This is a genomic window from Deferrisoma palaeochoriense (assembly GCF_054656955.1).
Genome location: NZ_BAAHXI010000002.1, coordinates 60,912 through 81,708 on the forward strand (window position 1 = coordinate 60,912; position 20,797 = coordinate 81,708).

Below are 20,797 nucleotides of genomic sequence, written 5' to 3' on the forward strand. Positions count from 1 at the left end.
ATGCGCACCCTGGACCTCGATCTCCCCCGCCTCGTGCGGATCCTCCGGCGCCGAGCCCTCGCCCTGGCGGCGAGCGCCGGTGTGGCCGCCGCGGCGGCGGGGTTCTCGGCCCGGATGACGGCCCCGCCCCCGGTGTTCGAGGCCGTCGCCACCGTCCGGTACGAGCGGGAGAGCACCCCCGTGGGGCTCTTCCTGGAGACCGTGTCCTGGTCGGCCGCCGACGAGATCGAAAGCCAGGCCGCCGTGATCGCGTCGTTCCCGGTGCTCGCCGAGGCGGCCCGCCGGGCGGGCCTCGTGCCCCCGGAACTGGACGACGAGGCGCTTGCGGCGGCCCCGTCCCACGTGGCCGTGCTCGAGGACCTGTCGGGACGGGTCTCGGCCCAACGCCGAGGGGCCACGAGCCTCATCGACGTGCGGGTGCAAGACCAAAACCCGGAGGGCGCGGCCGCCCTAGCGAACCACCTGGTGGCCGCGTACCGGGACCTCAACGCCCGCCAGAAAACCCGGCGGGTCCGGACGGCCCGGGAGTTCATCGAGGCCCAGCGCCGGGCCACCGCCGAGCGGCTCCGGAGGGCCGAGGAGGAACTGCGGGCCTACCGGCAACGTACCGGGGTCATAGACCCGGGCATCCGGCTGGACCACGACCTCGAGGAGGAGGCCCGGTTGCGGCTCGAACTGGACCAGATCGAGGCGGCCCTTCAGGGGCTCCGGGGGACCGCCGACGCCGAAAACCCCACCGTCCGGGTCAAGGCCCAGACCCTGGCCGATCTGGAAGAACTCCGGGCCCGGCTCCTGGAGCGCTATACCCCGGAGCATCCCCAGGTGCGGGAACTCGAGGACCGGATCCGGGAGGCCCGCGAGGCCCTCGAAGGGGCCGTGGCCCAGGTCCGCGACGCCCTCGAAACCCGGCGCGCCGAGGTCCGCCGCCGCCTCGATGCCCTCGGGGACCGCCTGTCCGGCCTTCCGGCGGCCGCTCTGGGGCTCGCGCGCCTCGAGAGGGAGGTGAAGGTGGAGGAGGAGCTTTACAGCCTCCTCGCGTCCAAGCACCAGGAGGCCCTCATCCGGGAGGCCGAGCCCGTGCAGGAGGTGGCCCTGGTGCGGCCGGCCTTCCCGCCCACGGAACCGGTGAACGGGAAGAACCCCGTGCTGCCCGTGGCCGGCGGGGGGATCGTGGGGCTCCTCCTGGGGGTGTTCTGGGTCCTGGGCGCCGAGAGCTTCGGCCACCGGGTGGAGGAGGACGACCACCTCACCGAGCTCGTGGGCGCGCCCGTGCTCGCCGTGCTGCCCCCACCCCCCGAACCCCTGTGGCCCACCCTGCTCGAGGAGTTCTCGGCCGGCGACACCCCGCGGGTCCACGGTCTGCGGCGGGCCTGCTCCCGGGTGACCGGGGGCGGGGCCCCCGGGAACGGCCTGATCGGGGTGGCGCCCCTCCGTTCGGCCCACCGGGACCCGGCCGCCCTGGAGCTCGCCCTGGCCGCGTCCCTGAGCGGCCGCGGGGTGGCCCTGGTGGACGCCTCGTTCGAAACGCCCTGGCTCTCGGCGGCCCTGGGCCTTGCCGACGTGCCGGGCCTGGCCGAACTCGCCGGCGGCACGGCCGGCCCCGACGACGTCCTGTACGGCCCCTCCGACCTCCTCCTGGGGCCGATCGACACCGGCCACCTGACCACCTGCCCCGCTCTGGACGGGCTGTGGGTGGTGCCGGCCGGCGCCCGGCCCGCGTCCGGAAACGAGTTCCTCGCGACCCCGGAGGTTCGGCGGGCCCTGGCAGGCCTCCGGGATCGATTCGAGGCGGTGTTCGTCGCCCTTCCCGGCATCGTGCCGGCGACCCCGGCCATGGGAGTCGCGCCGGTTCTGGACGGTCTGGTCCTGGCGTGCCCGCCCGCGCCCCTGCCCGCGGCCCCCCTCCGGGAGGCGGCAGAGCTCTGGGACGGCGCCGGGGGCCGGGTCTGCGGCGCCCTCTGGCGCGCCCGGGCGAGCCGGGCCAGCCGGGGCCCGCTGACCCGCCGGGCCGCCTGGGCCGTGGCCGGTGCCCTCACCACGGCCACGGTGGGAAGCGCCCTTTGGGTCACCGGGCGGCTGGGCCCCTGGGGAGGGGCGCCGTGAGGGCGGTCGCGCTTGCCCCGTCCCGTCCGGCCGGGCCCTGGGTCCTCGTGACCGCGGCCGTCCTCGGGGCCGCCTGCGGTCTGGCCCCCCTGGCCGGCACGGCGGCCCTCCTGGGGCTCGCGGTGGCCGCAGTGGGGTTCGGGTCGGCCGAGGCGGGGCTTGCCCTCCTCCTCGGGGCCATGCTGCTTTCGCCCGAGATCCCGCTCCGGCCGGGGGCTTCCGGGGGGCTGGAGACCGGCCGGGCCGTGACGATCCGCCTAGACGACCTCGTCGTGGCCGGGTACTGCGTGGGCCGGTTGGCCCGCATGGCCGTGGACCGCGCCGCCCGGTTCCGGATGCCGAGCGCGGTGGCCCGGCCCGTGCTCGCGTACCTGGCCGTCTGCGCCGTGTCCACGGCCGCGGGTCTGGCGGCCGGCCGGGTCCGGCCCCTCACCGGCACGCTGTTCGTCCTCAAATACGCCGAGTACTTCCTCGTGTTCGCCCTGAGCCTGGAGCCCCTCTCCCGGCCCGGCCGGGCCGGGCGGTTTCTGGGCCTCTTTTTCGCCGTGGCCGCGGTGGTGTGCCTGTGGGCCCTCACCCAGGTCCCGGCCGCGGGACGGATCAGCGCCCCCTTTGAGGGGGATCCGGAACCCAACACCCTGGGGGCCTACGTGGTTCTCGCCGGGTGCCTCGCCGCCGGGCTCTGGCTGGAGGCCGGCCGGCCCTGGGCCCGGTGGGGGCCGTGGCTCCTCGGGCTCTTCGGCGCGACCCTGCTCCTGACCCTTTCCCGCTCCTCCTGGCTCGCCGCCGTCGCGGCCGCCGGGGTGTTCGTGCGCCACAGCCGGCGGCGGCTCTGGGTGGCCGGGGCGTGCCTGCTCGCCGCCGCCGCCCTGGTGGCCTTCCCGCCCCCGGCGGTCAAGGAGCGGGTGCTCCACACGGTCCGGGAACGAAGCTCCCAGCCCCAGGTGACGGTGGCCGGGGTCACCCTGGACGCCTCCACCTCGGCCCGGATCGAAAGCTGGGTCCAGGTGGCCCGAGACGCCCTGCGCCACCCGCTCCTCGGACACGGGGTCACGGGGTACGGCTTCGTGGACGCCCAGTACGTGAAGCTCCTGGCCGACACGGGGCTCCTGGGTCTGGGGGCCTTCCTGTGGATCCTGGGGTCCCTGCGGGGGCGGGGCCGGGCGGCCGTGCAAAGCCCCGAACCCCTCCGCCGGGGCCTGGGGCTCGGGTTTCTCGCGGCCACCTGGGGCCTCGGGGTCCACGCCCTGGGGGCCAACACCTTCATCCTCATCCGGGTGATGGAGCCCTATCTCTTCGCCGCCGCCTCCGTGGTGGCCCTTGAGCCCAAGGGGGGCGAGGAGGAAGCGCCGTGACCGAGTTGCGGATCTGCCACGCGGTGACCCGTCTGGACCGGGGGGGATCGGCCGAGAACACCCTTCGCACGGCGGTACACCAGGCCCGCTCCGGGCACCGGGTGTGGCTGGTGGCCGGGCCGAGCCACGAATCCGCCATGGGTCCCCGGGAGCGGGCGGCGCTGGAGGCGGAACTCGAGGCGGCCCGGCGGGCCGGGGTCCGCCGCGAGACGAGCTCCGCCCTCGTGCGCGCCGTGCGGCCCGCCCAAGACCTGGCGGCCCTCCTGGACCTCTGGCGCCGCCTCCGCCGGATCGAGCCCCATGTCCTCCACACCCACACCAGCAAGGCCGGGGTGCTGGGCCGCCTGGCCGGGCGCCTCGCGGGCGTGCCCTGGGTGATCCACACCTTCCACGGCCACGTGTACGAGGGGTACGGAAGCCGCCTCGCCTCGGCCGCGTTCCTCTGGGTGGAGCGGGCCCTGGCCCCCCTGGCCGACCGCCTCGTGGCCCTCACCCCCCGGGAGAAGGCCGACCACCTCCGCCGGGGGGTGGGACGGTCGGACCAGTTCCGGGTGGTGCCGAGCGGGGTGCCCCTGGACCGGTTCCGGTCCCGGCCTCCCCGGGCCGCGTCCCGGGCGAGCCTGGACCTTCCCCCCGACGCGTTCCTGGTGGGGTCGGTGGGCCGGCTCATCCCGCTCAAGGGCCACGACCTCCTCGTCCAAGCCCTCGCCCACCTGCCCGGGGACACCCACGCGGCGGTGCTCGGGGAGGGGGAGGAGAGGCCGGCCCTCGAGCGCCTGGCGGCCGAACTCGGGGTGGGCCATCGGCTGCACCTCCTGGGCTGGCGCGACGACGTCCCGGGGTTCCTGGCCGCCGTGGACGCGCTCGCCATGCCCTCCCGGAACGAGGGGATGGGCCGGGCGGCCGTGGAGGCCATGGCCGCGGGCCGGCCCGTGGTGGCGGCCCGGGTGTCCGGCCTCGCCGACGTGGTGGCCCACGGGGAGACAGGGTTCCTAGTGCCCCCGGAAACCCCCGGGGCCCTGGCCCGGGCCCTGGAACGGCTCCGTCGGGATCCCGGCCTCCGGGCCCGGATGGGGGAGGCCGGCCCGAAGCGGGCCGAACGGTTCAGCCTGGAGACCATGCTCGCCCTCCTCGACGATCTGCTCGAAGAGGCGCGGGCCCGGCTGGGGGCCGTGTGCCCCCAGGGGGTGGGGTCGTGATCCGGCTCGTGCTGGCGGCCCTGGTCCTCCTGGCGGCCGCCCCGGCCGGGGCCCGGCCGCTCGTGGTGGCCGCCCACGTGCACACGGTCTGGTCCGGCGGGGCCCACACCCCCGAGGAGATCGGGCGGTTGGCGGCCGAGCGCGGCGTGGACGCCGTGCTCCTGGCCGACCACGACCTGGTCCGGGCCACATGGGGCGTGCCGCCCTTCGAGCACCTCCTGGCCTGGCGGGTGGACCGGCCGAGCGTGCTCGCCCGCGGCCCGGCCGCCTACCTGGCCGAGGTGGCGGCCGCGGCCCGGTCGACCGGGGTCCTGCTGGTCCCCGGGGCCGAGGTGTCGGCCCACGCCCGGTGGGAGGGGCTTCCGGGCGACCTCGTGCTCCGGGGCTGGCGGCGGCACCTGCTGCTCTACGGCCTGGCGGACCTCGAGGGCTGGGAGGACCTCCCGGTCCCGGGGAACACGGGGCGGGTCCGGTGGGACCGGCTCCCCTGGGGGCCCCTGGTCGGGGCCGGCCTCGGGCTTCTCGTCTCCCTGGGGCTCTGGGCCGCGGCCCGGCGACCGGGGGAGCGCAGGTGGGCCGCCGGCCTGGCGGCGGTGAACCTCCTGGGCCTGGGACACCTCGTCCTCGCCCCGGCGTTTCCCTGGCCGGTGCAGGGGCCGGCGGCCGGGCGGGCCGGGTGGGCCCCGTACCAGGCCGTGATCAATCACGGCCGGGCCCACGGCGCCCTGCTCGTGTGGGCCCACCCGGACGCGGCGCCGGCCGACGAGCGGGTCGGCGAGGGACTCGCCGCGGCCACGCTCCGGGACGAACCCTACCCCGAGGCCATGGTGGCGAACCGCGGCGCCCACGGGTTCGAGGCCCTGGTGGCCGGCCCCTCTCCCTCGGCCGACCCCGGGGGCCCCTGGGACGCCGCCGCAGCCCGGAGCGCCGGGGCCGGAGAGGCCCCGCCCTGGGGGTTCGCCGGCCAGGACCTCCATCGGGACGGCCGGGCCGGTTGGCTGGGGGAGATCGTGCTCTTGGTGGACGCGGTCGAGGCCTCCTGGCCCGCGCTCCGCGAGGCCCTGGCGGCCGGCCGGTTCACCGTGGCCCGGCGGGAACCGGACCGGGAGGCCTACGTTGCCTCGTTCTCCCCCGCCCCCGACGGCGCCTCGGTCGGGGTCCGGATCGAGGGCACCCCCGGCCTCGAGGCCGCCCTGACCCTCGTGGCGGCCGGCCAACCGGTGGCCCGCGCCCGGGTGCGGATTCCGGCCGAGGTGACGCTCCCCCTGCCCCCCGCGACCGCGCCCCGGCCCGTGCGGCTTCGGCTCGAAGGGCCAGGCGCCCTCCGGGCCCTCACGAACCCCGTCCTCGTACCGGCCGCGCCGCCGAGGCGGTCCTGATTCCCCAGCAAGGAGCGAAAGGAGTCGTTCCATGATCGTCGCCGTGCACCAGCCCCAGTACCTACCCTGGCCGGGGTTGTTCGACAAGATGGCCCGGGCCGACCTCTTCGTGTTCCTCGACAACGTCCAGTTCGTGCCCCGGGAGTGGCAGAACCGGAACCGGATCCGCACCTGGCAGGGGTGGCAGTGGCTCACGGTGCCGGTCCACGGGGGGGGCCGCCCGCTGATCCGGGACGTGCGCATCGACACCTCCCGGGGCTGGGCCGAACGGCACCTGCGCACCCTCGAGGCGAACTACAAGCGCTGCCCGGGGTACCCCGAGGTCATGGGATGGCTCGAACCGCTGCTGCGCCGGCCCTGGTCCCACCTGTGGGAGCTCAACGTGGCCGTGACCCGCGCCATGGCCCGGGCCCTGGACATCGCCACCCCGACCCGGGTGGCCTCGGACCTGGGCCCCCTGCCCACCGGCGCGGACCACCGGATCCTGGCGATCTGCGAGGCCGTGGGGGCCCACACCTATCTGGCCGGCGCCGGGGGCCGGAACTACATGGACCCGGGGCGGTACGAGGCCGCCGGGGTGCGGGTGGAGTTCCAGGCCTTCACCCCCCCCGTGTACCCCCAGGTCCAGGGCGAGCCCATCCCGGGGCTCTCGGCCATCGACCTCTTGTTCCAGCGCGGGCTCGAAACCCCGGAAAGGAGCGCGGCATGAGGATCCTCGCCATCGGGGCCCACCCCGACGACATCGAGATCGGCTGCGGGGGAACCCTGGCCAAATACGCCCGGGGGGGGCACGACGTCTACCTCATGGTTCTCACGGGCGGCGACCGGGGCGGCGACGCCGGCACCCGGCGGGCCGAGCAGGAGGCCGCGGCCCGGGCCCTCGGGGCCCGGGAACTCCTGTGGGGCGGGTATGCCGACACGGAACTGCCCCTTGCGTACAACGAGGTGATCCAGAAGATCGAGGGGGCCCTCAAGCGGGTGCGGCCCGACTTCATCTTCGTGAACTACTTCGAGGACACCCACCAGGATCACCGCACGCTGGCCGAGGCCACGCTGTCGGCCACCCGGTACATCCGAAACGTCCTGTTCTATGAGGTGCCCACCACCCGGGACTTCAACCCCACCGTGTTCGTGGACATCGAGCCGGTGTTCGCCGAGAAGCTGCGGCTGCTCGAGTGCCACGCCTCCCAGGTGATGCGCACGAACTGCGAGGGGGTGAGCATCCTCGAGGTCGCCCGGTCCTCGGCCCATTTCCGGGGGGTCCAGGGCCGGGTGCGCTACGCCGAGGGGTTCGTGTGCCTGCGGCTCTTCATCAACGTGCTCGACGGAACCGAGCCCGCGCTCCAGGAGGTGGCGGCATGAGGGCCGAGGATCGCAGCGCGCTCGCCTGGGGGGCCGGGGTTGCGGGGGTGGGACTGGTGCTCCGGGCCGCGGGGGCGCCGGGGTGGCTCGCCGCCCTGGTCCTGGCCGGGGGGCTCGGGCGGCTCCTCATTCCGCTGGCGGGCCGCCTCGCCCGGGGCATGGGCGCCGTGGACGAACCCGGGCCCCGCCGGATCCACCGCACGCCCACCCCCCGGCTGGGGGGAGTCGCCGTGTTCCTCGCCTTCCTCGCCGCCCTCTGGGCCGGCGGGGGATTCGCCCCGGCCGTGAGGGGGGTGGTGCTCGCGGCGGCGGTCATCTTCGCCCTGGGCGCGGCCGACGACGCCCGGGGGCTTCCCGCAGGCCTCCGGCTCCTCGTGCAGGCCGTGGCCGTGGGCATCCTGGTCCAGGCCGGGGTGGTGGTGAAGCTCGTGCCGCCCCAGGCGGCCGCGTGGTGGTGGCTCGTGGACGTGCCCCTCACGTTCCTGTGGATGCTCGCGGTCACGAACGCCTTCAACTTCCTGGACGGGATGGACGGCCTGGCCGGAGGCCTGGGCGTCATCGCGGCCGGGGTCCTCGGGGTGCTCGCCTGGCGCACCGGCACCCCCGACCTCGGGGTCGCGGCGGCGGCCCTGGCCGGCGCCGCCCTGGGGTTCCTGCCGGCCAACTGGCGGCCCGGCCGGCCGGCCCTCATTTTCCTGGGGGACTCGGGGTCCACGTTCCTCGGGTTCACCCTGGGGGCCCTGGCCATCGTGGGCGACTGGTCCCCGGCCCGCCCCCTCGTGTCGGCCTGCGTCCCGGTGCTCGTGTTTTTCGTGCCGCTGTTCGACCTGGCCTACACCAGCGTGGAGCGGTTCGCCTCGGGGAAGGTCTCGACCCTGGGGGAGCTTCTGGCCTACACCGGCACCGACCACATCCACCACCGCCTGGCCGCGGTGTTCGGAAGCCGCACGGCGACCGTGGTGTTCATCCACGCCTTTGCGGCCACCGTGGGGCTCGCGGCCGTGGCCCTGCCCCGGGCCGAGGGGGGGCCGGCGGCGGTGCTGCTCGTCCAGGTCCTCGGCGTGGCCGGGCTGGTTTCGGCCCTGGAGGTGGCGGCCCGGCGGCGGCTTGCGCTCCGGGAGGACCGGCCGTGACCCGGATCGTCGCGGTGATGCTCGGAGGCATCGGGAACATGGTGCTCCTGACCCCGGCCCTAAAGGCCCTGGCCCGGGCCCACCCGGGGGCCCGGATCGACGCGGTGGTGGCCTCGGAAGCCGCCTGGTCCGTGGTGGAGCGCGCCCCCTTCGCCGGCCGGGCCTTCCGCTACCGGAGCGGGCGGGACCTCCCGCGCCTGGTCCCCTGGCTCCGGCGCCCCCGGCCGGATCTTTTGTTCGTGGCCACGGGGCACAACCCGGCCAAGGCCCGGTGGATCGCCCGGCTCGCGGGGGCCCGGGCCACGGCCGGGGAGGGTCCGGGGTTCACCCACCCGGTGGCGCCGGACTTCCGGATCCACGAGGTGCCGGCGAACCTGCGGATCGTGGCCCCCTTCGCCCCGGCCCGGAAGGTCCCCGATCCGGAGGTCTGGATCACGGAGGACGAGAGGGCCCGGGCGGAGAGGCTTCTTCACCGGCACTGGGGCCCCGGCCCCCGGGTGGCCCTCCAGGCCGGATGCGGGGCGGGCCTCGCCTTCAAGCGGTGGCCGGGGGAGCGGTTCCGGGAACTCGCCCGGCGCCTCGGGGCCCAGGGTTGCTCCGTGGCCTGGCTCGCCGGCCCCGGCGAGGAGAACCAGGTGGCGGCCCTCGCCGAGGGGCCCGTGATCCCCCCGGTGCCGATCCGGGTGGCCGCGGCGCTCCTTGCCCGCCTCGACCTCCTGGTCACCAACGACTCGGGCCCCATGCACCTCGCCGCGGCCGTGGGAACGCCCACGGTGGCGCTTTTCGGCCCGACCCACGAGGCCCGGTTCGGCCCCTGGGGGGACGGGCACCGGGTGCTCTCCCGGCCGCTTGCCTGCCGGCCCTGTTACCCGCCCCGCCGGAGCTGCGCCGACCGCCGGTGCCTCATCGCCCTTTCGGTGGAGGAGGTGGAGGCCGCGGCCCTCGATCTCCTCAGGCCCCGGAGGGCCGTGGGATGAGCGGGCTCGCCCGAAGGGGGCTTTGGACCGTCGGGGCCCGGCTCGTGTCGGCCGGAGTCGGGTTCGGCCTCACCCCCTACGTGGTGGGCATACTGGGGCCGGAGCGGTTCGGGCTGTGGTCGCTCGTGGCCGTGGCCGTGAACTACGCGGGGTTCCTGGATCTCGGCGTGTCCTTCGCGTACGTGCGGGAACTGGGCCGCCACCTGGGGGCCGGGCGGCCCGACCGGGCCCGGGCGGCCCTCTCGAGCGGCACCCTCTTCTACCTCGCGTTCCTCGGGGCCGTGGTTCCCGCGGCCTGGGTGGCCGCCCCAGTCCTCCTCCCCCTCCTCGGGGTCGGCCCGGCCGACCTCCCCCTGGCCGTCCGGGTGTTTCGCGGGGTGGTCCTGGTGCTCGCCGTCCGCCAGGCCACGGCCGGATGGCGCGGACTTCTGCTCGCGGCCGAGCGCCACGAGGCCGCCGCCCGGGTCGTGATGGCCTCCGCCGCGCTCCACGCGGGGCTCACGGTCTGGGTGCTCCGAAACGGCTGGGGGCTCGAGGGACTCGTGGCCGAGGCGCTCATCCAGGCCGGGTTCTGCGCCGTCGCCTACGGCGCCCTGTGCCGGAAGCACGTACCATCGGTAAGGCTGGCGCCACAGTGGGTTAGGCTTTCCGACCTCAAGCCCCTTGTGAGCTACGGTCTCCGGCTCCAGGGCACCGCGCTGGCCGACCTCGTGAACGGCCAGGTGGACAAACTCCTCCTGGGGGCCTTCGTGGGGCTCGCGGCCGTGGGGCACTACGAGGTGGGGGCCAAGATCCCGCTCCAGGCGGCGTGGCTTCCCTGGTTCCTGGCCATGCCGGCCGTGGCGGCGGCAGCCCGGCACGCAGGTCGTGCGGCCGGGGTACTGGAGGAGGCCTGGCGCCTCACGGTGCCCCTGGGCCTCCCCCTGGGGCTCCTGTTCCTCCTCGAACCCGCCGCCCTCCTCACGCTCTGGATGGGGCCCGGCGCCTGGGACCCGGCCTCCGCCGCCGTGCTCTCGGCCCTGGCCGCGTTTCCCTTGGCCTCGGCCCTCACCTCCCCGGTGCGCGCGGTGCTCCGGGGCTCCGAGGTGCCCCGCCTGGAGCTTCGCGCCGGGGTTCTGGCCGCCGGGGCCAACGCCCTGGGCTCGGTCCTCCTGGTGCCCCGGTTCGGGCTTCCGGGAGCCCTGGCCGCGACGGTAACGGCCCTCGGCGCGTCGCAGGCCGGGTTCCTGTGGGCCGGGCTCCGGCGAATCTACGGGCCCCGGATCCCCTGGGCCGCCCTCGGCGCCCCGGTGGCCCGCGCCTTCCTGGCGGCGGCGGTGGTCTGGGCGATGGGGTCCTTCCTTCCCGCCCCGGAGGGGCGGGGGGCCGCGGCCCTGCGCCTGGCTTTCGCGGCCACCCTGTTGTTCGCCCCCTCCGTCCTCGAGCGGGTTCCCATCGGCTCCCGCGTCCGGGCGCCGGAGGCGGCCCCGTGATCCGCCGCCTCGCGCCCCTCTACCACTGGGTCCGGGCCCGGGCCGCCGTCCGGGGACCGTGCCTCGGGCCGGTGCGACTCGCCGAGGCGGCGGGCCTCGCCGTCTTTTTTCCCCACCGCCTGGGCGATCTCGTGCTGGCCTCGCCCACGATCGAGGTCCTGGCCCTGGCCGCGGCGGGGCGGCCGGTGGCGCTTCTGTGCCGGCCGGGCCTCGCGGCCCTGGCCGGGCGGATCCCGGGTCCGGATCGCGTCCTCCGGGTTTCGGCCGACGCCCCCCCCGAGGACGTGGCCCGGCGGTTGCGGGAGGCTCTCCCCGCCGGCAGCGCCTTCGTGGACCTCACGGCCGACGAGGACCTCCAGGGCGTGCGGATCGCCCGAGCCCTCGGGTGGCCCGCGGCCGGGTTCACGACCCGGGGCCGGGGCCGGATCTTCGGCACCCGGTTCGGCTCGGCCCGCACCCCCGAGCACTTCTGGCGGATCGTGGCCCGGGCGGCCGACCACCTCTGCCCCGGAGTGCCCGTGGGACTCCCCCGCCTGTTCCCCCGCCCGGCGGACCGGGAAGGGGCCGAACGGCACCTCGGCCTCGGGCCGGCGGACCGGGCCCGGCCCCGGGTCGCCCTGGTACCCGGCGGCACCTACCCCAGCCAGCGCTGGCCGGCCGAGCGGTTCGGCCGGGTGGCCGACGAACTGGCCCGCCGGGCCAACGCGCGGGTGTTCGCCTTCGGGGCGCCCGGGGAGCGGGACCTGGTCCGGACGGCGGCCGGTGCCACGGGTGCCCCCGTCTGCGACCTCGACCCCTCCCGGCTCGTCGACGCCATGGGCCTCATGGACCTCGTGATCTCCAACAACACCGGCCCCCTGCACCTGGCCGCGGCCCTGGGCGTTCCCACGGTGTCCCTCCTCGGCCCAACGGATCCGGTGCGGTTCTGGCCCCTGGGGGCCGAGAACCGGGTGCTCTGCCCCCCGGTGCCCTGCCGGCCCTGCGGGCGGGGCGCCTGCGCCGACCACCGGTGTCTGGCGGCCATCGGGGAGGACGAGGTTCTGGCCTCGGCCCTGGAGATCCTCGGCGCCGATCCGGGCCCCTTGGGAGCCCTTCGGCACCAACTCGAGGGGGCCGAGCGATGACCGCGAACTCCGCGCCGAACCGGCGACCGGCCCCGCCCATTCTCTCCCTTCACCTGAGCGACCAGAGCCGGGCCGACCTGGGGGGGCAGCAGAGCCTCCTGGGGCTCGTGGCGGGGCTAAAGGCCCGGGGCCACCGCCCTTTGGTCGCGCTGCCGGGGCTGGGGACCCTTTCCTCGGCCCTCGACGCCCACGGAGTTCCCTGGATCTCGGGCCCCCTGGGGCCCGGCTCCCGGGGCCCCAGGGGGCTCGCCCGCCGGATCTCGTTCCTGCGGCGGGAGATCCGGCGGACCGGGGCGAGTGTGGTGCACGCCGACCGGCCGCTCAGCGCCTTCGCCGCGGCCCTGGCGTGCCGGCGCACCGGGGCCCGCGCCGCGTGGCACGTGCGGGTTCGGGAGCCCGATCCCCTGTTCGACCGCTTTTTGCCCCGGGTCGTGGACCGGATCGTGGCGACGAGCCGCGGCGTGCTGGAGCGGTTTCCCCCGGCCGTCCGCAACCGGGTCGCCGTGGTCTACAACGGCCTGGACCTCGAACGCTTCCGGCCGGCGGGGCCGCCCGAGGCCCCACCGCTCGTGGGATTTCTCGGGCAGTGGATCCCGCTCAAGGGGGTGGACGTGTTCCTGGACGCCGCGCGGATCGTGGCGGGGCGGGTGCCCGGCGTCCGGTTCCTGGTGGTGGGGTCGGGCTCGGGGGAATACACGGAACGACTCCGCACCCTGGCCGGGCCCCTGGGGGAGCGGGTTGAGTTCGCGCCCCCGACCGCCCGGCCCGAGGGCCTCTACCCCCGGCTCACGGCCCTGGTGGCGCCCACCCGGGAGCCGGGAGAGGGGTTCGGCCGGGTGGCGGCCGAGGCCATGGCCTGCGGGGTGCCCGTGGTGGCGAGCCGGGTGGCGGGGCTTTCGGAGGTGGTGGCCGACGGGGAGACCGGGTTGCTCGTTCCGCCGGGCGATCCGGCGGCCCTGGCGAAGGCGCTCGTGAACCTCCTCAGGAATCCCGCCGAGGCGGCGGCCCTGGGCCGGGCCGGCCGGGCCCGGGCCGAACGGCTCTTTTCCCTGGAGGCCCACGTCCGGGCGATGGAGGAGGTGTTCCGGGAGGCCCTCACCCCGGCCCTCTCCCCCAAGGGGGGAGAGGGAGACAGGAGACAGGCGCTCCCCGCCGGCCAAGAGCGGTCCCCCCTCCCCTGGTGGGAGGGGGACAGGGGGAGGGGGTAGCGACTACGGCCCCTTTTCTCCGCCCGGGGTGGTTCGGTATTCTTCGCCGCCATGACCGTACGCTGCCCCACCTGCAAAGCCCCGACCCCCTGGGAGGGGAACCCCTTCCGGCCGTTCTGCTCGGAACGGTGCCGGGCCGTGGATCTCGGCCGCTGGCTCCGGGAGGAGTACCGGATCGAGGCCGAGGAGGACGACTCCGACCTCGCCCCGGACCCGGAGGACCCCGTCCACTGAGGGCCCCGGGGTTGGGCCCCTCACCCCGGCCCTCTCCCCCCGAGGGGGGAGAGGGAGACAGACCGCACGCGGTCCCCCCTCCCTTGGCGGGAGGGGGACAGGGGGAGGGGGAGAAGGACCGACCCGCTTGCCTGCGGCCCGGGGCCGGGGCCCCGCGGTCGGAGGCGAAAGGACGAGACCCTCACGCCCCGGCCCGGAGAAGCTAGTCCCCCTTCCCCTCCTCTTCCAGGAACGGCACCGGCGTGCCCTTGCGGTAGGCCAGGGCCTGGGCCGCGGCCACCACCTCGCCGTCCTCTCGCACCACCCGGATGTGGTACGTGGCGGTCCGGCGGGTGAGGGCCACCTCCCGGGCCTCGGCCACCAGGCGCTCCCCGGGCCGGGCGGCGTTCACGTAGGTCACCGACAGGTTGAGGGCGAAGGCCGTGACGCCGTGGGAGTTGCAGGCGATTTGGAACGCCTCGTCCAAGAGGCTGAAGAGCGCGCCCCCGTGCACCGTGCCGAAAAGGTTCGTCATGTCCGGCGTGGGGGTCATCTCCACCCGGCAGGATCCGGGTTCCACGTCGAGGAGCCGAAGACCCATGTGCCGGGCGTAGGGCTCGGACCGACTGGCCCGGGCGATCGCCCGGCACGCGGCCTGGGGGTCGGGATCGGGTCGGGTCATGGGGATGTCGCCTTTCCGAAGGCCTGCAGGGCCTCCTTTCGGATTTTTCCCAGTTCCGTGCGCGGCAGCGCGTCGAGGAACACGATCTCCCGGGGGCATTTGAACCGGGCGAGACGGTTGGCGCACCAGGCCAGCAGGTCCTCGCCGGTGACCGAGGCGCCGGGCCGAAGCTCCACAAAGGCCCGGCCGGCCTCGCCCCACACCGGGTCGGGCACCCCGACGACCGCCGCGTCGGCCACGGCCGGGTGGCTCCGAAGAACGGCCTCCACCTCGGCCGGGTACACGTTCTCGCCCCCGGAGATGTACATCTCCTTGGCGCGGCCGGCGAGGTGCCAGTAGCCGGCGTCGTCCACCCGGGCGAGGTCCCCGGTGTGAAACCACCCGCCCCGCAGGGCCTCCCGGGTGAGATCCGGATCCCCCCAGTACTCCAGGAACACGGTGGGACCCCGCACCCGGATCTCGCCCCCCCGCCCCAGGGCCACCTCGGCATGACGCACCGGCCGGCCGAGGGTGCCGGGGCGTTGCCGGAGGTCCTCGGCCGAGGCCCAAAGCACGATGGAGGTCTCGGTTTGGCCGTAGAGCTGGCGGACCTCCACCCCGGCCTCCAGGCAGACGCCGATGAGCTCCGGCGGCACGGGCTCTCCCCCCACCCCGCACGCCCGAAGGCCCGAGAGGCACTCCGGGCCGCCCGCCTCGACGACCCGGCGGAGCACCGTGGGCACGGCCAGGAAGTGGGTGACGCCCCCCTCCCGTAGGGCCGCCACCACGGCCTCGGCATCGAACCGGGGGAACAGGGCGACGCTCGCCCCGGCGTAGAGGGCCGGCACCACCTGGATGAACAGGGCGCCGGAGTGGAACAGCGGGAGCATCACGAGCATCCGGTCGCCGGGCCCCAGACCCAGGAACTCCTGGGCGTTCAGCGCGTTGAAAAACCCCTTTCGCATGGGAAGCAGGGCCCCCTTGGGCCGGCCCGTCGTGCCCGAGGTGTAGAGGAGCGCCTGGGGCGAGTCGGGCGAGCGCGGGCCCCCGGCCCCTCCTCCGCCCTCCCCGGCCCCCTCCCGAAACCCCACGGCCCGGCCCGAGGTCAACACGTCCCGGGCCACCCGGTCGCGAAGCTCGGGCTCCACCAGGAGCAGGCGCGGTTGGGCGTCCTCGAACCGGTGCTGGGTCTCCCCCGGGGCGAGCCTGGCGTTCCAGGGGTTGAACACGGCCCCCACCCGGCTCGCCCCCAGGAACAGGAACACCACGTGGGGGTGGTTCCGGTGGAAGCAGGCCACCCGGTCCCCCGGCCCCACGCCCGCCGCCCGAAGCCACCGGGCGGTCGCCTCCACCTCGGCCTCGAGGTCGGCCCAGGTCCAGACCCTCTCGCCGAACCGCAGGGCCTCCCCCCCGGGTCTTCGGGCGGCCCAGGTGGCGACCCACCGGTCCGGGGCCATGGCCCGGGCCAGGGCCCTCGCCCCCCGCCGGCTCATCCGCCGGCCTCCACGAGTTCCAGGAGCCGTCCGCTCGCCGGATCGTCGAGGAACGCGATCCGCCCGTGGAGCCCGGGGCGGGGAAACCCCCGGAGCATCCGAAGCCCCGTGGCCGCGAACCTCGCGGCCGCGCGGTCCAGATCCGGCACCCGGACGGCCAGGTGGTGGAGCCCGGGGCACGGGCGGGTCACCCGGGGGTCGATGCCGGGCACGTCGCCCCGGAACGAGAGCACCTCCACCGTTCCCCCGAGGTACACCCGGGCCCGGAGCCCCACGTCGGGAATCTCCCGCGCCTCGCTGGGGCCCAGGAGCCGGTCGAACGCCTCGGCCGCGGCCTCCAGGTCGGCCACCACGAACCCCACGTGGTCGAACCGGGCGGGGGCCGACGCCCCCGCCCGGGTTCCATGGCTTCCCGGGCTCAGAGGGGCGTCTCCACGAGTTGGCCGTCCCGGATGCCGAGCCAGCCGCTGATGGGCACGAACCGGCCGCCCTGGACCTCCACCATGAACCCCTCGTCCTGGGCCAGGTGGTCGTCGGGCCCGAAGCTCACCGGCCGGATGATGCCGTTCTCCCAGTTCCGGATGGACTCCAGGGCCTCGATCAGCTTCTCCCGGGTCAGGTCCCGGCCGGCCCGCTGGAGCCCCTCACAGAACAGCTTCGTGTAGAAGTACCCGTAGAGGTTGTACCGGTTGGGCTCGTGGCCGGGCCGGTATTTCGCCAGGATCTCCCGGTACTCCTTCATGGCCGGGCTTTCGTCCCGCACCGGGTCGGGCCAGAGCGACAGGCCCCACACCCCCTCGCCCACGCCGCCCGAGAGCACGAGGAACTTCTCGTCGGTCAGGGGGCCCGAGGAGATGAGCTTCGTCTTCTTGAGCCCGATCTTGGCGGCCTCCTTGAGCACCTGGGCCCCCGGGCCCGGCACCAGGGCCAGGAGGCAGGCGTCCAGGTCGGCCTGGGCGATCTTCGCCACCTGGGGCGCCACGTCGGTGGCCCCGCGCTTCACGGACTCGGCGGCCGCCACCTCGAGGCCCTTGGCCTTGAGTTCCGCCGCCAGGGTGTCCAGGAAGAACTTCCCGTAGGCGTCGTCCTGGTAGATGATGCCGATCCGCTTGAACCCCTTCTTCTCCGTGAGCCAGCGGGCCACGATCTGGGTCTGGATGTCGTAGTAGGTGAACGAGGTGAAAACATATTTCTTGCCGTGGAGCTTGGAACTCCCCTGAAACGGGAAGAGGAGCGGCACCTTCTTCTGCTCCAGGTAGGGCACCACGGCCATCACCGGCGAGGTGCCCTGGTTGATGAGCACACAGAACACCCCGTCCTGCTCCACCAGGCGCTTCATGTTCGCCACCGCGTCCTGGGGCTTGTAGGCGTCGTCGTACCACTTCCACTGGATCTTCCGGCCGTGGATGCCCCCCTTCTCGTTCACGTACTCCAGGTAGGCCTCGATGCCGGCGATCTCCTCGGTGCCCGGAAAGACCAGCGGCCCCGAGAACGACTGGGACGTGCCGATCAGGATGGTGTCGTCCGTGACCCCGACCTCGGCCCCTGCCGTCGCCGCGGTCATCCCGATCGCGGCCACCGTCGCCAACCACCACGCCGTCTTCCTCATGGTGAACCTCCTTTTCCCGCCCCTGGTGGGATGGAACCTCAGCCCCGGAACCGCTCCAGGGCCGCCCTTGCCGCACCGGCGATGCCCCCCGGCATCGCGATCATGCACACCACCACCGCGAGCCCGAAGATGAGGGCCCGGAAGTCCTGCAAAACCGCCAGGTACTGGTTGAGCACCGTGAGCACCACCGCCCCGAGGATCGAGCCGCCGATCGAGCCCATGCCCCCGAGGATCACCATGGCCACGAAGTCGATCGAGAGTTCGATGGAGAAGGCGTCGGGCGAGATGTACGACACCACGTAGGCGAAAAGCCCCCCGGCCACCCCGGTGTAGAAGGCGCTCACGGCGAAGGCCAGGGTGCGGTAGGCAGCGGTCGAGATCCCCAGCGTCTCGGTGGCCACCTCGCTCTCCTTGAGGGCCAGGAACGCCCGGCCCACCTTGGAGCGGGCGAGGTTCGCGGCGCCCCACACCCCGAGCGCGGTGACGGCGAGGGCGAGCCAGAACTTCTGGCCGTCGGAACCGATCTCCCGGCCAAAAAGCGTCGGCGCGAGCACGTACATGCCGTCGGCCCCCCCGGTCCAGGCGTCCATCTGGAGGATCGCCTCGGTGACCACCACGCCGAAGGCCAGGGTGGCCATGGCGATGTAGAACCCCGAGAGCCGAAGGGCCGGAAGCCCGATGGCCACGCCCAAGAGGGCCGCGGCGGCGCCGGCGGCGGCGAGCGCCCCCAGGACCCCCCAGCCCGGCGCGTGGACCCCCATCAGGGCGGCCACGTACGCCCCCACCGCCAGGAACCCGGCGTGGCCGGCGCTGATCTGACCGGTGAACCCCATGAGGAGGTTCAGGCCCACGGCCACCATGACGTAGACCAGGAGCAGGTTCACCACGAAGAGCCCCAGGCTCGCCTTGACAGCCCACAGGGCCGCGGCCGCGGCCACCCACGGCAGGAGACGTCGCGCCGCCCTCATACCTTGCGCACCTCCCGCTCCCCCAGGAGGCCCTGGGGCCGCACCACCAGGACCCCCAGCACCACGAGGAACGGCACCATGTTCTTCACCTGGCCGGCCAGATACCCCCCCGCCAGGTTCTCGATGACGCCGAGGGCCATGCCGCCGGCGATGGCTCCGGGGAACGACCCCCAGCCCCCGAGGATGGCCGCCGCGAACGCCGGGATCACCACGGCGCCCATGTGGGTGGAGAGGTTGAGGACCGGGGCGATGAGCGCCCCCGCAAGGGCGCTCAGGCCCGCCGACAGGATCCACGCCACGGCGTACACCCGGCGCACCTCGACCCCCATGAGCTGGGCCGCCTCCGGGTTCTCGCACACCGCCCGCATGGCCACCCCGTGGCGGGTGTACTTGAAGAAGGCAAAGAGCCCCACCATGATCCCGAGGGCCACCGCGACGGTGCCGAGGTTGAGCGGGGTGACGACCACCGGCCCCAGGTGCACCCCCCTGGGCGAGAAGAGCGGCGGAAACGGAAACTCGTCGTGGCTCCAGACCATGCCGGCCAGGCTCTTCAACACGATGCTCAGGCCCAGGGTGATGATGAACACGTTGAAGTGGGGCTGCCCCTCGGCCGGCCGGATCACGGCGAGCTCGCAAACCCATCCCACGAGCCCGCCCAGCAGCGCGCCCCCCGCCACCGCGGCCCACACGGGCAGGTGGGCGTGGGCGTGCAGGGTGAACCCCAGGAACGCCCCGACCATGGCGAGCTCCCCCTGGGCGAAGTTCACGTGCTCGGTGGCCCGGTAGATCAGGGTGAGCCCCAGGGCCACCAGGGCGTACACGCACCCGGTGGCGAGTCCGCTCGCGACGAGCTGCCAGAACATGGCGGCTAGTCGGCCCGACCGCCGGGCGGCGCGGCGGCCGGCCGCCCCGTCGGCCGCGGGAACCCGTTGGCGAAACACGCTGTCTGAACGGTCATCACAAACCCCTTTTCAGAGTTCAGAGGACAGAGGACAGAAGACAGGGGGCCCCGCCTTCCCGCCTCCTAGCTTCCCAGCTTCCCAGCCGCTTCTATCCCCCCAGATACGCCTCCCGCACCCGGGGGTCCTCCAGCAGATCCCGGGCCGTTCCCTCGCGGACCACCCGACCGGTTTCGAGCACGTAAGCGTGCTGGGCCACCTGCAGGGCCATGCGGGCGTTTTGCTCCACCAGGAGCACGGTGGTCCCCTCCCGGTGGATCCGGCCCACCACCTCGAAAATCTCCTGCACCAGGAGGGGAGCGAGGCCCAGACTCGGCTCGTCCAGCAGCAGCAGCCGGGGTCGGGCCATCAGCGCCCGGGCGATGGCGAGCATCTGCTGCTCGCCGCCCGAGAGGGTGCCGGCCCGCTGCCCCAGCCGCTCGGCCAGCACGGGAAAAAGCTCGAGCACCCGGTCCCGGTCGCTGCGCACCCCGGCCGGATCCCGCCGGGTGTAGGCCCCCATGGCCAGGTTCTCGGCCACGGTGAGGTGGCCGAAGATCTCGCGGCCTTCGGGCACGAGCCCCACGCCCTTTCGGACGATGCGCGCCGGCCGCAACCCGTCGATCCGGTCCCCCTCGAACCGGACCTCCCCTTCCCAGGGCCGCAGAAACCCCATCACGGTGCGCATGATCGTGGTCTTCCCGGCGCCGTTGGCGCCCAGGAGCGCCACCACCTCCCCGGGGGGCACCTCCAGGCTCACCCCCTGGAGCACCGGGGTTTTCCCGTAGCCCACCGTGACGCCCCGGAGGCTCAGCATGCCGCCTCCCCCAGATACGCCTCGACCACCCGGGGGTCGGACCGGACGTCGTCGGGTCGGCCCTCGGCCAGGATGCTCCCGTAGTTCAGGACGCACACCCGGTCCGACAGCCCCATGACGAACCGCATGTTGTGCTCCACCAGGAGCACCGTGATTCCCCGTTCGTCCCGGATGCGTCGCACGGTGGCCATGAGTTCGGCGGTCTCGGCGTCGTTGAGGCCCGCGGCCGGTTCGTCGAGGAGCAACAGCACCGGTTCCGCCGCGAGGGCCCGGGCCACCTCGACCTTCTTCTGGACCCCGTACGGCAGGTCCTCGACCGCGGCGTCGGCGTAGCGCTCGATCCCGAGAAATTTGAGGAGCTCCAAGGCCTTGGCCCTGCCGGCCCTCTCCCTGCCCTTCACGCCCGGGTCCAGAACCAGGGCCCGGAGGAATCCGTAACCCAGATGCCGGTGCAGGCCCACCAGCACGTTCTCCGCCGCGGTCATGCCCTTGAAGAGCTCCAGGTTCTGGAAGCTCCGCGCGAGCCCCATCCGGCTCACGCGGTGGGGCGGCAGGCGGTCCACCCTCCGGCCGCGGAAGTACACCGCGCCCTGGGTGGGCCGGTAGAGGCCGCAGACCACGTTGAACAGGGTGGACTTCCCCGCGCCGTTGGGGCCGATGACGGCATAGATCTCCCCGGCCTTCACCGAAAACGAACAGTCGTTCAGCGCGCGAAGGCCGTCGAAATCCATGGTCAGATGCTCGACACGGAGGATCGTAGAAAATTCGCTCGAGGAGGTCATTGGC

The 20,797-nt window shown here is 74.5% G+C and carries 20 protein-coding genes; 12 read left to right on the forward strand and 8 right to left on the reverse strand.

The features are described from left to right. The 12 genes from ACYQ8L_RS01145 to ACYQ8L_RS01200 are packed head-to-tail and all read left to right on the forward strand — an operon-like array spanning position 1 to position 13,546. Positions 1 to 2,103 (forward strand): GumC family protein, encoded by a 2,103-nt coding sequence (locus ACYQ8L_RS01145; protein ID WP_459939917.1) that lies wholly within the window; start codon positions 1 to 3, stop codon positions 2,101 to 2,103. Then, positions 2,100 to 3,458: an O-antigen ligase family protein gene (locus tag ACYQ8L_RS01150; protein WP_459939918.1), complete on the forward strand. Its 1,359-nt coding sequence runs from the start codon at positions 2,100 to 2,102 to the stop codon at positions 3,456 to 3,458. The genes ACYQ8L_RS01145 and ACYQ8L_RS01150 overlap by 4 nt, the downstream gene beginning before the upstream one ends. Then, a complete protein-coding gene (locus ACYQ8L_RS01155; protein ID WP_459939919.1) occupies positions 3,455 to 4,657 on the forward strand; it encodes a glycosyltransferase family 4 protein in 1,203 nt (400 codons plus the stop codon). Before ACYQ8L_RS01150 ends, ACYQ8L_RS01155 begins: the two co-directional genes overlap by 4 nt. Continuing rightward, entirely contained in the window at positions 4,654 to 6,036 is a 1,383-nt protein-coding gene (locus tag ACYQ8L_RS01160; RefSeq protein WP_459939920.1) for a hypothetical protein, read from the forward strand. Before ACYQ8L_RS01155 ends, ACYQ8L_RS01160 begins: the two co-directional genes overlap by 4 nt. Positions 6,037 to 6,067: 31 nt before the next feature. Beyond that, entirely contained in the window at positions 6,068 to 6,745 is a 678-nt protein-coding gene (locus ACYQ8L_RS01165; protein ID WP_459939921.1) for a WbqC family protein, read from the forward strand. Continuing rightward, entirely contained in the window at positions 6,742 to 7,398 is a 657-nt protein-coding gene (locus tag ACYQ8L_RS01170; RefSeq protein WP_459939922.1) for a PIG-L deacetylase family protein, read from the forward strand. Before ACYQ8L_RS01165 ends, ACYQ8L_RS01170 begins: the two co-directional genes overlap by 4 nt. After that, complete coding sequence (locus ACYQ8L_RS01175; RefSeq protein WP_459939923.1) at positions 7,395 to 8,531, forward strand: glycosyltransferase family 4 protein; 1,137 nt, start codon at positions 7,395 to 7,397, stop codon at positions 8,529 to 8,531. Before ACYQ8L_RS01170 ends, ACYQ8L_RS01175 begins: the two co-directional genes overlap by 4 nt. After that, the gene (locus ACYQ8L_RS01180; RefSeq protein ID WP_459939924.1) at positions 8,528 to 9,508 is read left to right on the forward strand and encodes a glycosyltransferase family 9 protein; all 981 of its coding nucleotides are present in this window, start codon (positions 8,528 to 8,530) and stop codon (positions 9,506 to 9,508) included. Before ACYQ8L_RS01175 ends, ACYQ8L_RS01180 begins: the two co-directional genes overlap by 4 nt. Further along, positions 9,505 to 10,980 (forward strand): oligosaccharide flippase family protein, encoded by a 1,476-nt coding sequence (locus ACYQ8L_RS01185; protein WP_459939925.1) that lies wholly within the window; start codon positions 9,505 to 9,507, stop codon positions 10,978 to 10,980. Before ACYQ8L_RS01180 ends, ACYQ8L_RS01185 begins: the two co-directional genes overlap by 4 nt. Next, entirely contained in the window at positions 10,977 to 12,104 is a 1,128-nt protein-coding gene (locus tag ACYQ8L_RS01190) for a glycosyltransferase family 9 protein (RefSeq protein WP_459939926.1), read from the forward strand. The genes ACYQ8L_RS01185 and ACYQ8L_RS01190 overlap by 4 nt, the downstream gene beginning before the upstream one ends. Next, the gene (locus ACYQ8L_RS01195) at positions 12,101 to 13,312 is read left to right on the forward strand and encodes a glycosyltransferase family 4 protein (protein ID WP_459939927.1); all 1,212 of its coding nucleotides are present in this window, start codon (positions 12,101 to 12,103) and stop codon (positions 13,310 to 13,312) included. The genes ACYQ8L_RS01190 and ACYQ8L_RS01195 overlap by 4 nt, the downstream gene beginning before the upstream one ends. Positions 13,313 to 13,363: 51 nt before the next feature. Continuing rightward, on the forward strand, positions 13,364 to 13,546 hold the full coding sequence (locus ACYQ8L_RS01200; RefSeq protein ID WP_459939928.1) for a DNA gyrase inhibitor YacG: 183 nt from the start codon (positions 13,364 to 13,366) through the stop codon (positions 13,544 to 13,546). Positions 13,547 to 13,748: 202 nt separating this feature from the next. Here the strand turns inward: ACYQ8L_RS01200 and ACYQ8L_RS01205 are convergent, their stop codons facing one another. The 8 genes from ACYQ8L_RS01205 to ACYQ8L_RS01240 all read right to left on the reverse strand — a co-directional run bounded on the left by ACYQ8L_RS01205 (position 13,749) and on the right by ACYQ8L_RS01240 (position 20,742). Then, positions 13,749 to 14,207: a PaaI family thioesterase gene (locus ACYQ8L_RS01205; RefSeq protein WP_459939929.1), complete on the reverse strand. Its 459-nt coding sequence runs from the start codon at positions 14,205 to 14,207 to the stop codon at positions 13,749 to 13,751. Further along, positions 14,204 to 15,679 carry a class I adenylate-forming enzyme family protein gene (locus ACYQ8L_RS01210; protein WP_459939930.1) on the reverse strand — a complete coding sequence of 492 codons (1,476 nt, stop codon included), beginning with the start codon at positions 15,677 to 15,679 and terminating at the stop codon, positions 14,204 to 14,206. Before ACYQ8L_RS01210 ends, ACYQ8L_RS01205 begins: the two co-directional genes overlap by 4 nt. Continuing rightward, positions 15,676 to 16,041 carry a VOC family protein gene (locus ACYQ8L_RS01215; protein WP_459939931.1) on the reverse strand — a complete coding sequence of 122 codons (366 nt, stop codon included), beginning with the start codon at positions 16,039 to 16,041 and terminating at the stop codon, positions 15,676 to 15,678. The genes ACYQ8L_RS01210 and ACYQ8L_RS01215 overlap by 4 nt, the downstream gene beginning before the upstream one ends. Before the next feature lie 56 nt (positions 16,042 to 16,097). Continuing rightward, positions 16,098 to 17,288, reverse strand: a complete 1,191-nt coding sequence (locus tag ACYQ8L_RS01220) for an ABC transporter substrate-binding protein (RefSeq protein ID WP_459939932.1) — start codon at positions 17,286 to 17,288, stop codon at positions 16,098 to 16,100. A 38-nt stretch (positions 17,289 to 17,326) separates the two neighbouring features. Beyond that, positions 17,327 to 18,256 (reverse strand): branched-chain amino acid ABC transporter permease, encoded by a 930-nt coding sequence (locus ACYQ8L_RS01225; protein ID WP_459939933.1) that lies wholly within the window; start codon positions 18,254 to 18,256, stop codon positions 17,327 to 17,329. Next, the gene (locus tag ACYQ8L_RS01230; RefSeq protein ID WP_459939934.1) at positions 18,253 to 19,197 is read right to left on the reverse strand and encodes a branched-chain amino acid ABC transporter permease; all 945 of its coding nucleotides are present in this window, start codon (positions 19,195 to 19,197) and stop codon (positions 18,253 to 18,255) included. The genes ACYQ8L_RS01225 and ACYQ8L_RS01230 overlap by 4 nt, the downstream gene beginning before the upstream one ends. A gap of 109 nt (positions 19,198 to 19,306) precedes the next feature. After that, positions 19,307 to 20,011, reverse strand: a complete 705-nt coding sequence (locus ACYQ8L_RS01235; protein ID WP_459939935.1) for an ABC transporter ATP-binding protein — start codon at positions 20,009 to 20,011, stop codon at positions 19,307 to 19,309. Then, positions 20,005 to 20,742, reverse strand: coding sequence for an ABC transporter ATP-binding protein (locus ACYQ8L_RS01240; protein ID WP_459939936.1), 738 nt, complete (start codon positions 20,740 to 20,742; stop codon positions 20,005 to 20,007). The genes ACYQ8L_RS01235 and ACYQ8L_RS01240 overlap by 7 nt, the downstream gene beginning before the upstream one ends. Between the last annotated feature and the right edge of the window lie 55 nt (positions 20,743 to 20,797).

Excerpts from the sequence above, each read along its gene's own strand:
- ACYQ8L_RS01145 (WP_459939917.1), top strand. The coding sequence starts at position 1 with ATGCGCACCCTGGACCTCGATCTCCCCCGCCTCGTGCGGATCCTCCGG.
- ACYQ8L_RS01165 (WP_459939921.1), top strand. The coding sequence starts at position 6,068 with ATGATCGTCGCCGTGCACCAGCCCCAGTACCTACCCTGGCCGGGGTTG.
- ACYQ8L_RS01170 (WP_459939922.1), top strand. The coding sequence starts at position 6,742 with ATGAGGATCCTCGCCATCGGGGCCCACCCCGACGACATCGAGATCGGC.
- ACYQ8L_RS01175 (WP_459939923.1), top strand. The coding sequence starts at position 7,395 with ATGAGGGCCGAGGATCGCAGCGCGCTCGCCTGGGGGGCCGGGGTTGCG.
- ACYQ8L_RS01185 (WP_459939925.1), top strand. The coding sequence starts at position 9,505 with ATGAGCGGGCTCGCCCGAAGGGGGCTTTGGACCGTCGGGGCCCGGCTC.
- ACYQ8L_RS01195 (WP_459939927.1), top strand. The coding sequence starts at position 12,101 with ATGACCGCGAACTCCGCGCCGAACCGGCGACCGGCCCCGCCCATTCTC.
- ACYQ8L_RS01200 (WP_459939928.1), top strand. The coding sequence starts at position 13,364 with ATGACCGTACGCTGCCCCACCTGCAAAGCCCCGACCCCCTGGGAGGGG.
- ACYQ8L_RS01205 (WP_459939929.1), bottom strand. The coding sequence starts at position 14,207 with ATGACCCGACCCGATCCCGACCCCCAGGCCGCGTGCCGGGCGATCGCC.
- ACYQ8L_RS01210 (WP_459939930.1), bottom strand. The coding sequence starts at position 15,679 with ATGAGCCGGCGGGGGGCGAGGGCCCTGGCCCGGGCCATGGCCCCGGAC.
- ACYQ8L_RS01220 (WP_459939932.1), bottom strand. The coding sequence starts at position 17,288 with ATGAGGAAGACGGCGTGGTGGTTGGCGACGGTGGCCGCGATCGGGATG.
- ACYQ8L_RS01225 (WP_459939933.1), bottom strand. The coding sequence starts at position 18,256 with ATGAGGGCGGCGCGACGTCTCCTGCCGTGGGTGGCCGCGGCCGCGGCC.
- ACYQ8L_RS01235 (WP_459939935.1), bottom strand. The coding sequence starts at position 20,011 with ATGCTGAGCCTCCGGGGCGTCACGGTGGGCTACGGGAAAACCCCGGTG.
- ACYQ8L_RS01240 (WP_459939936.1), bottom strand. The coding sequence starts at position 20,742 with ATGGATTTCGACGGCCTTCGCGCGCTGAACGACTGTTCGTTTTCGGTG.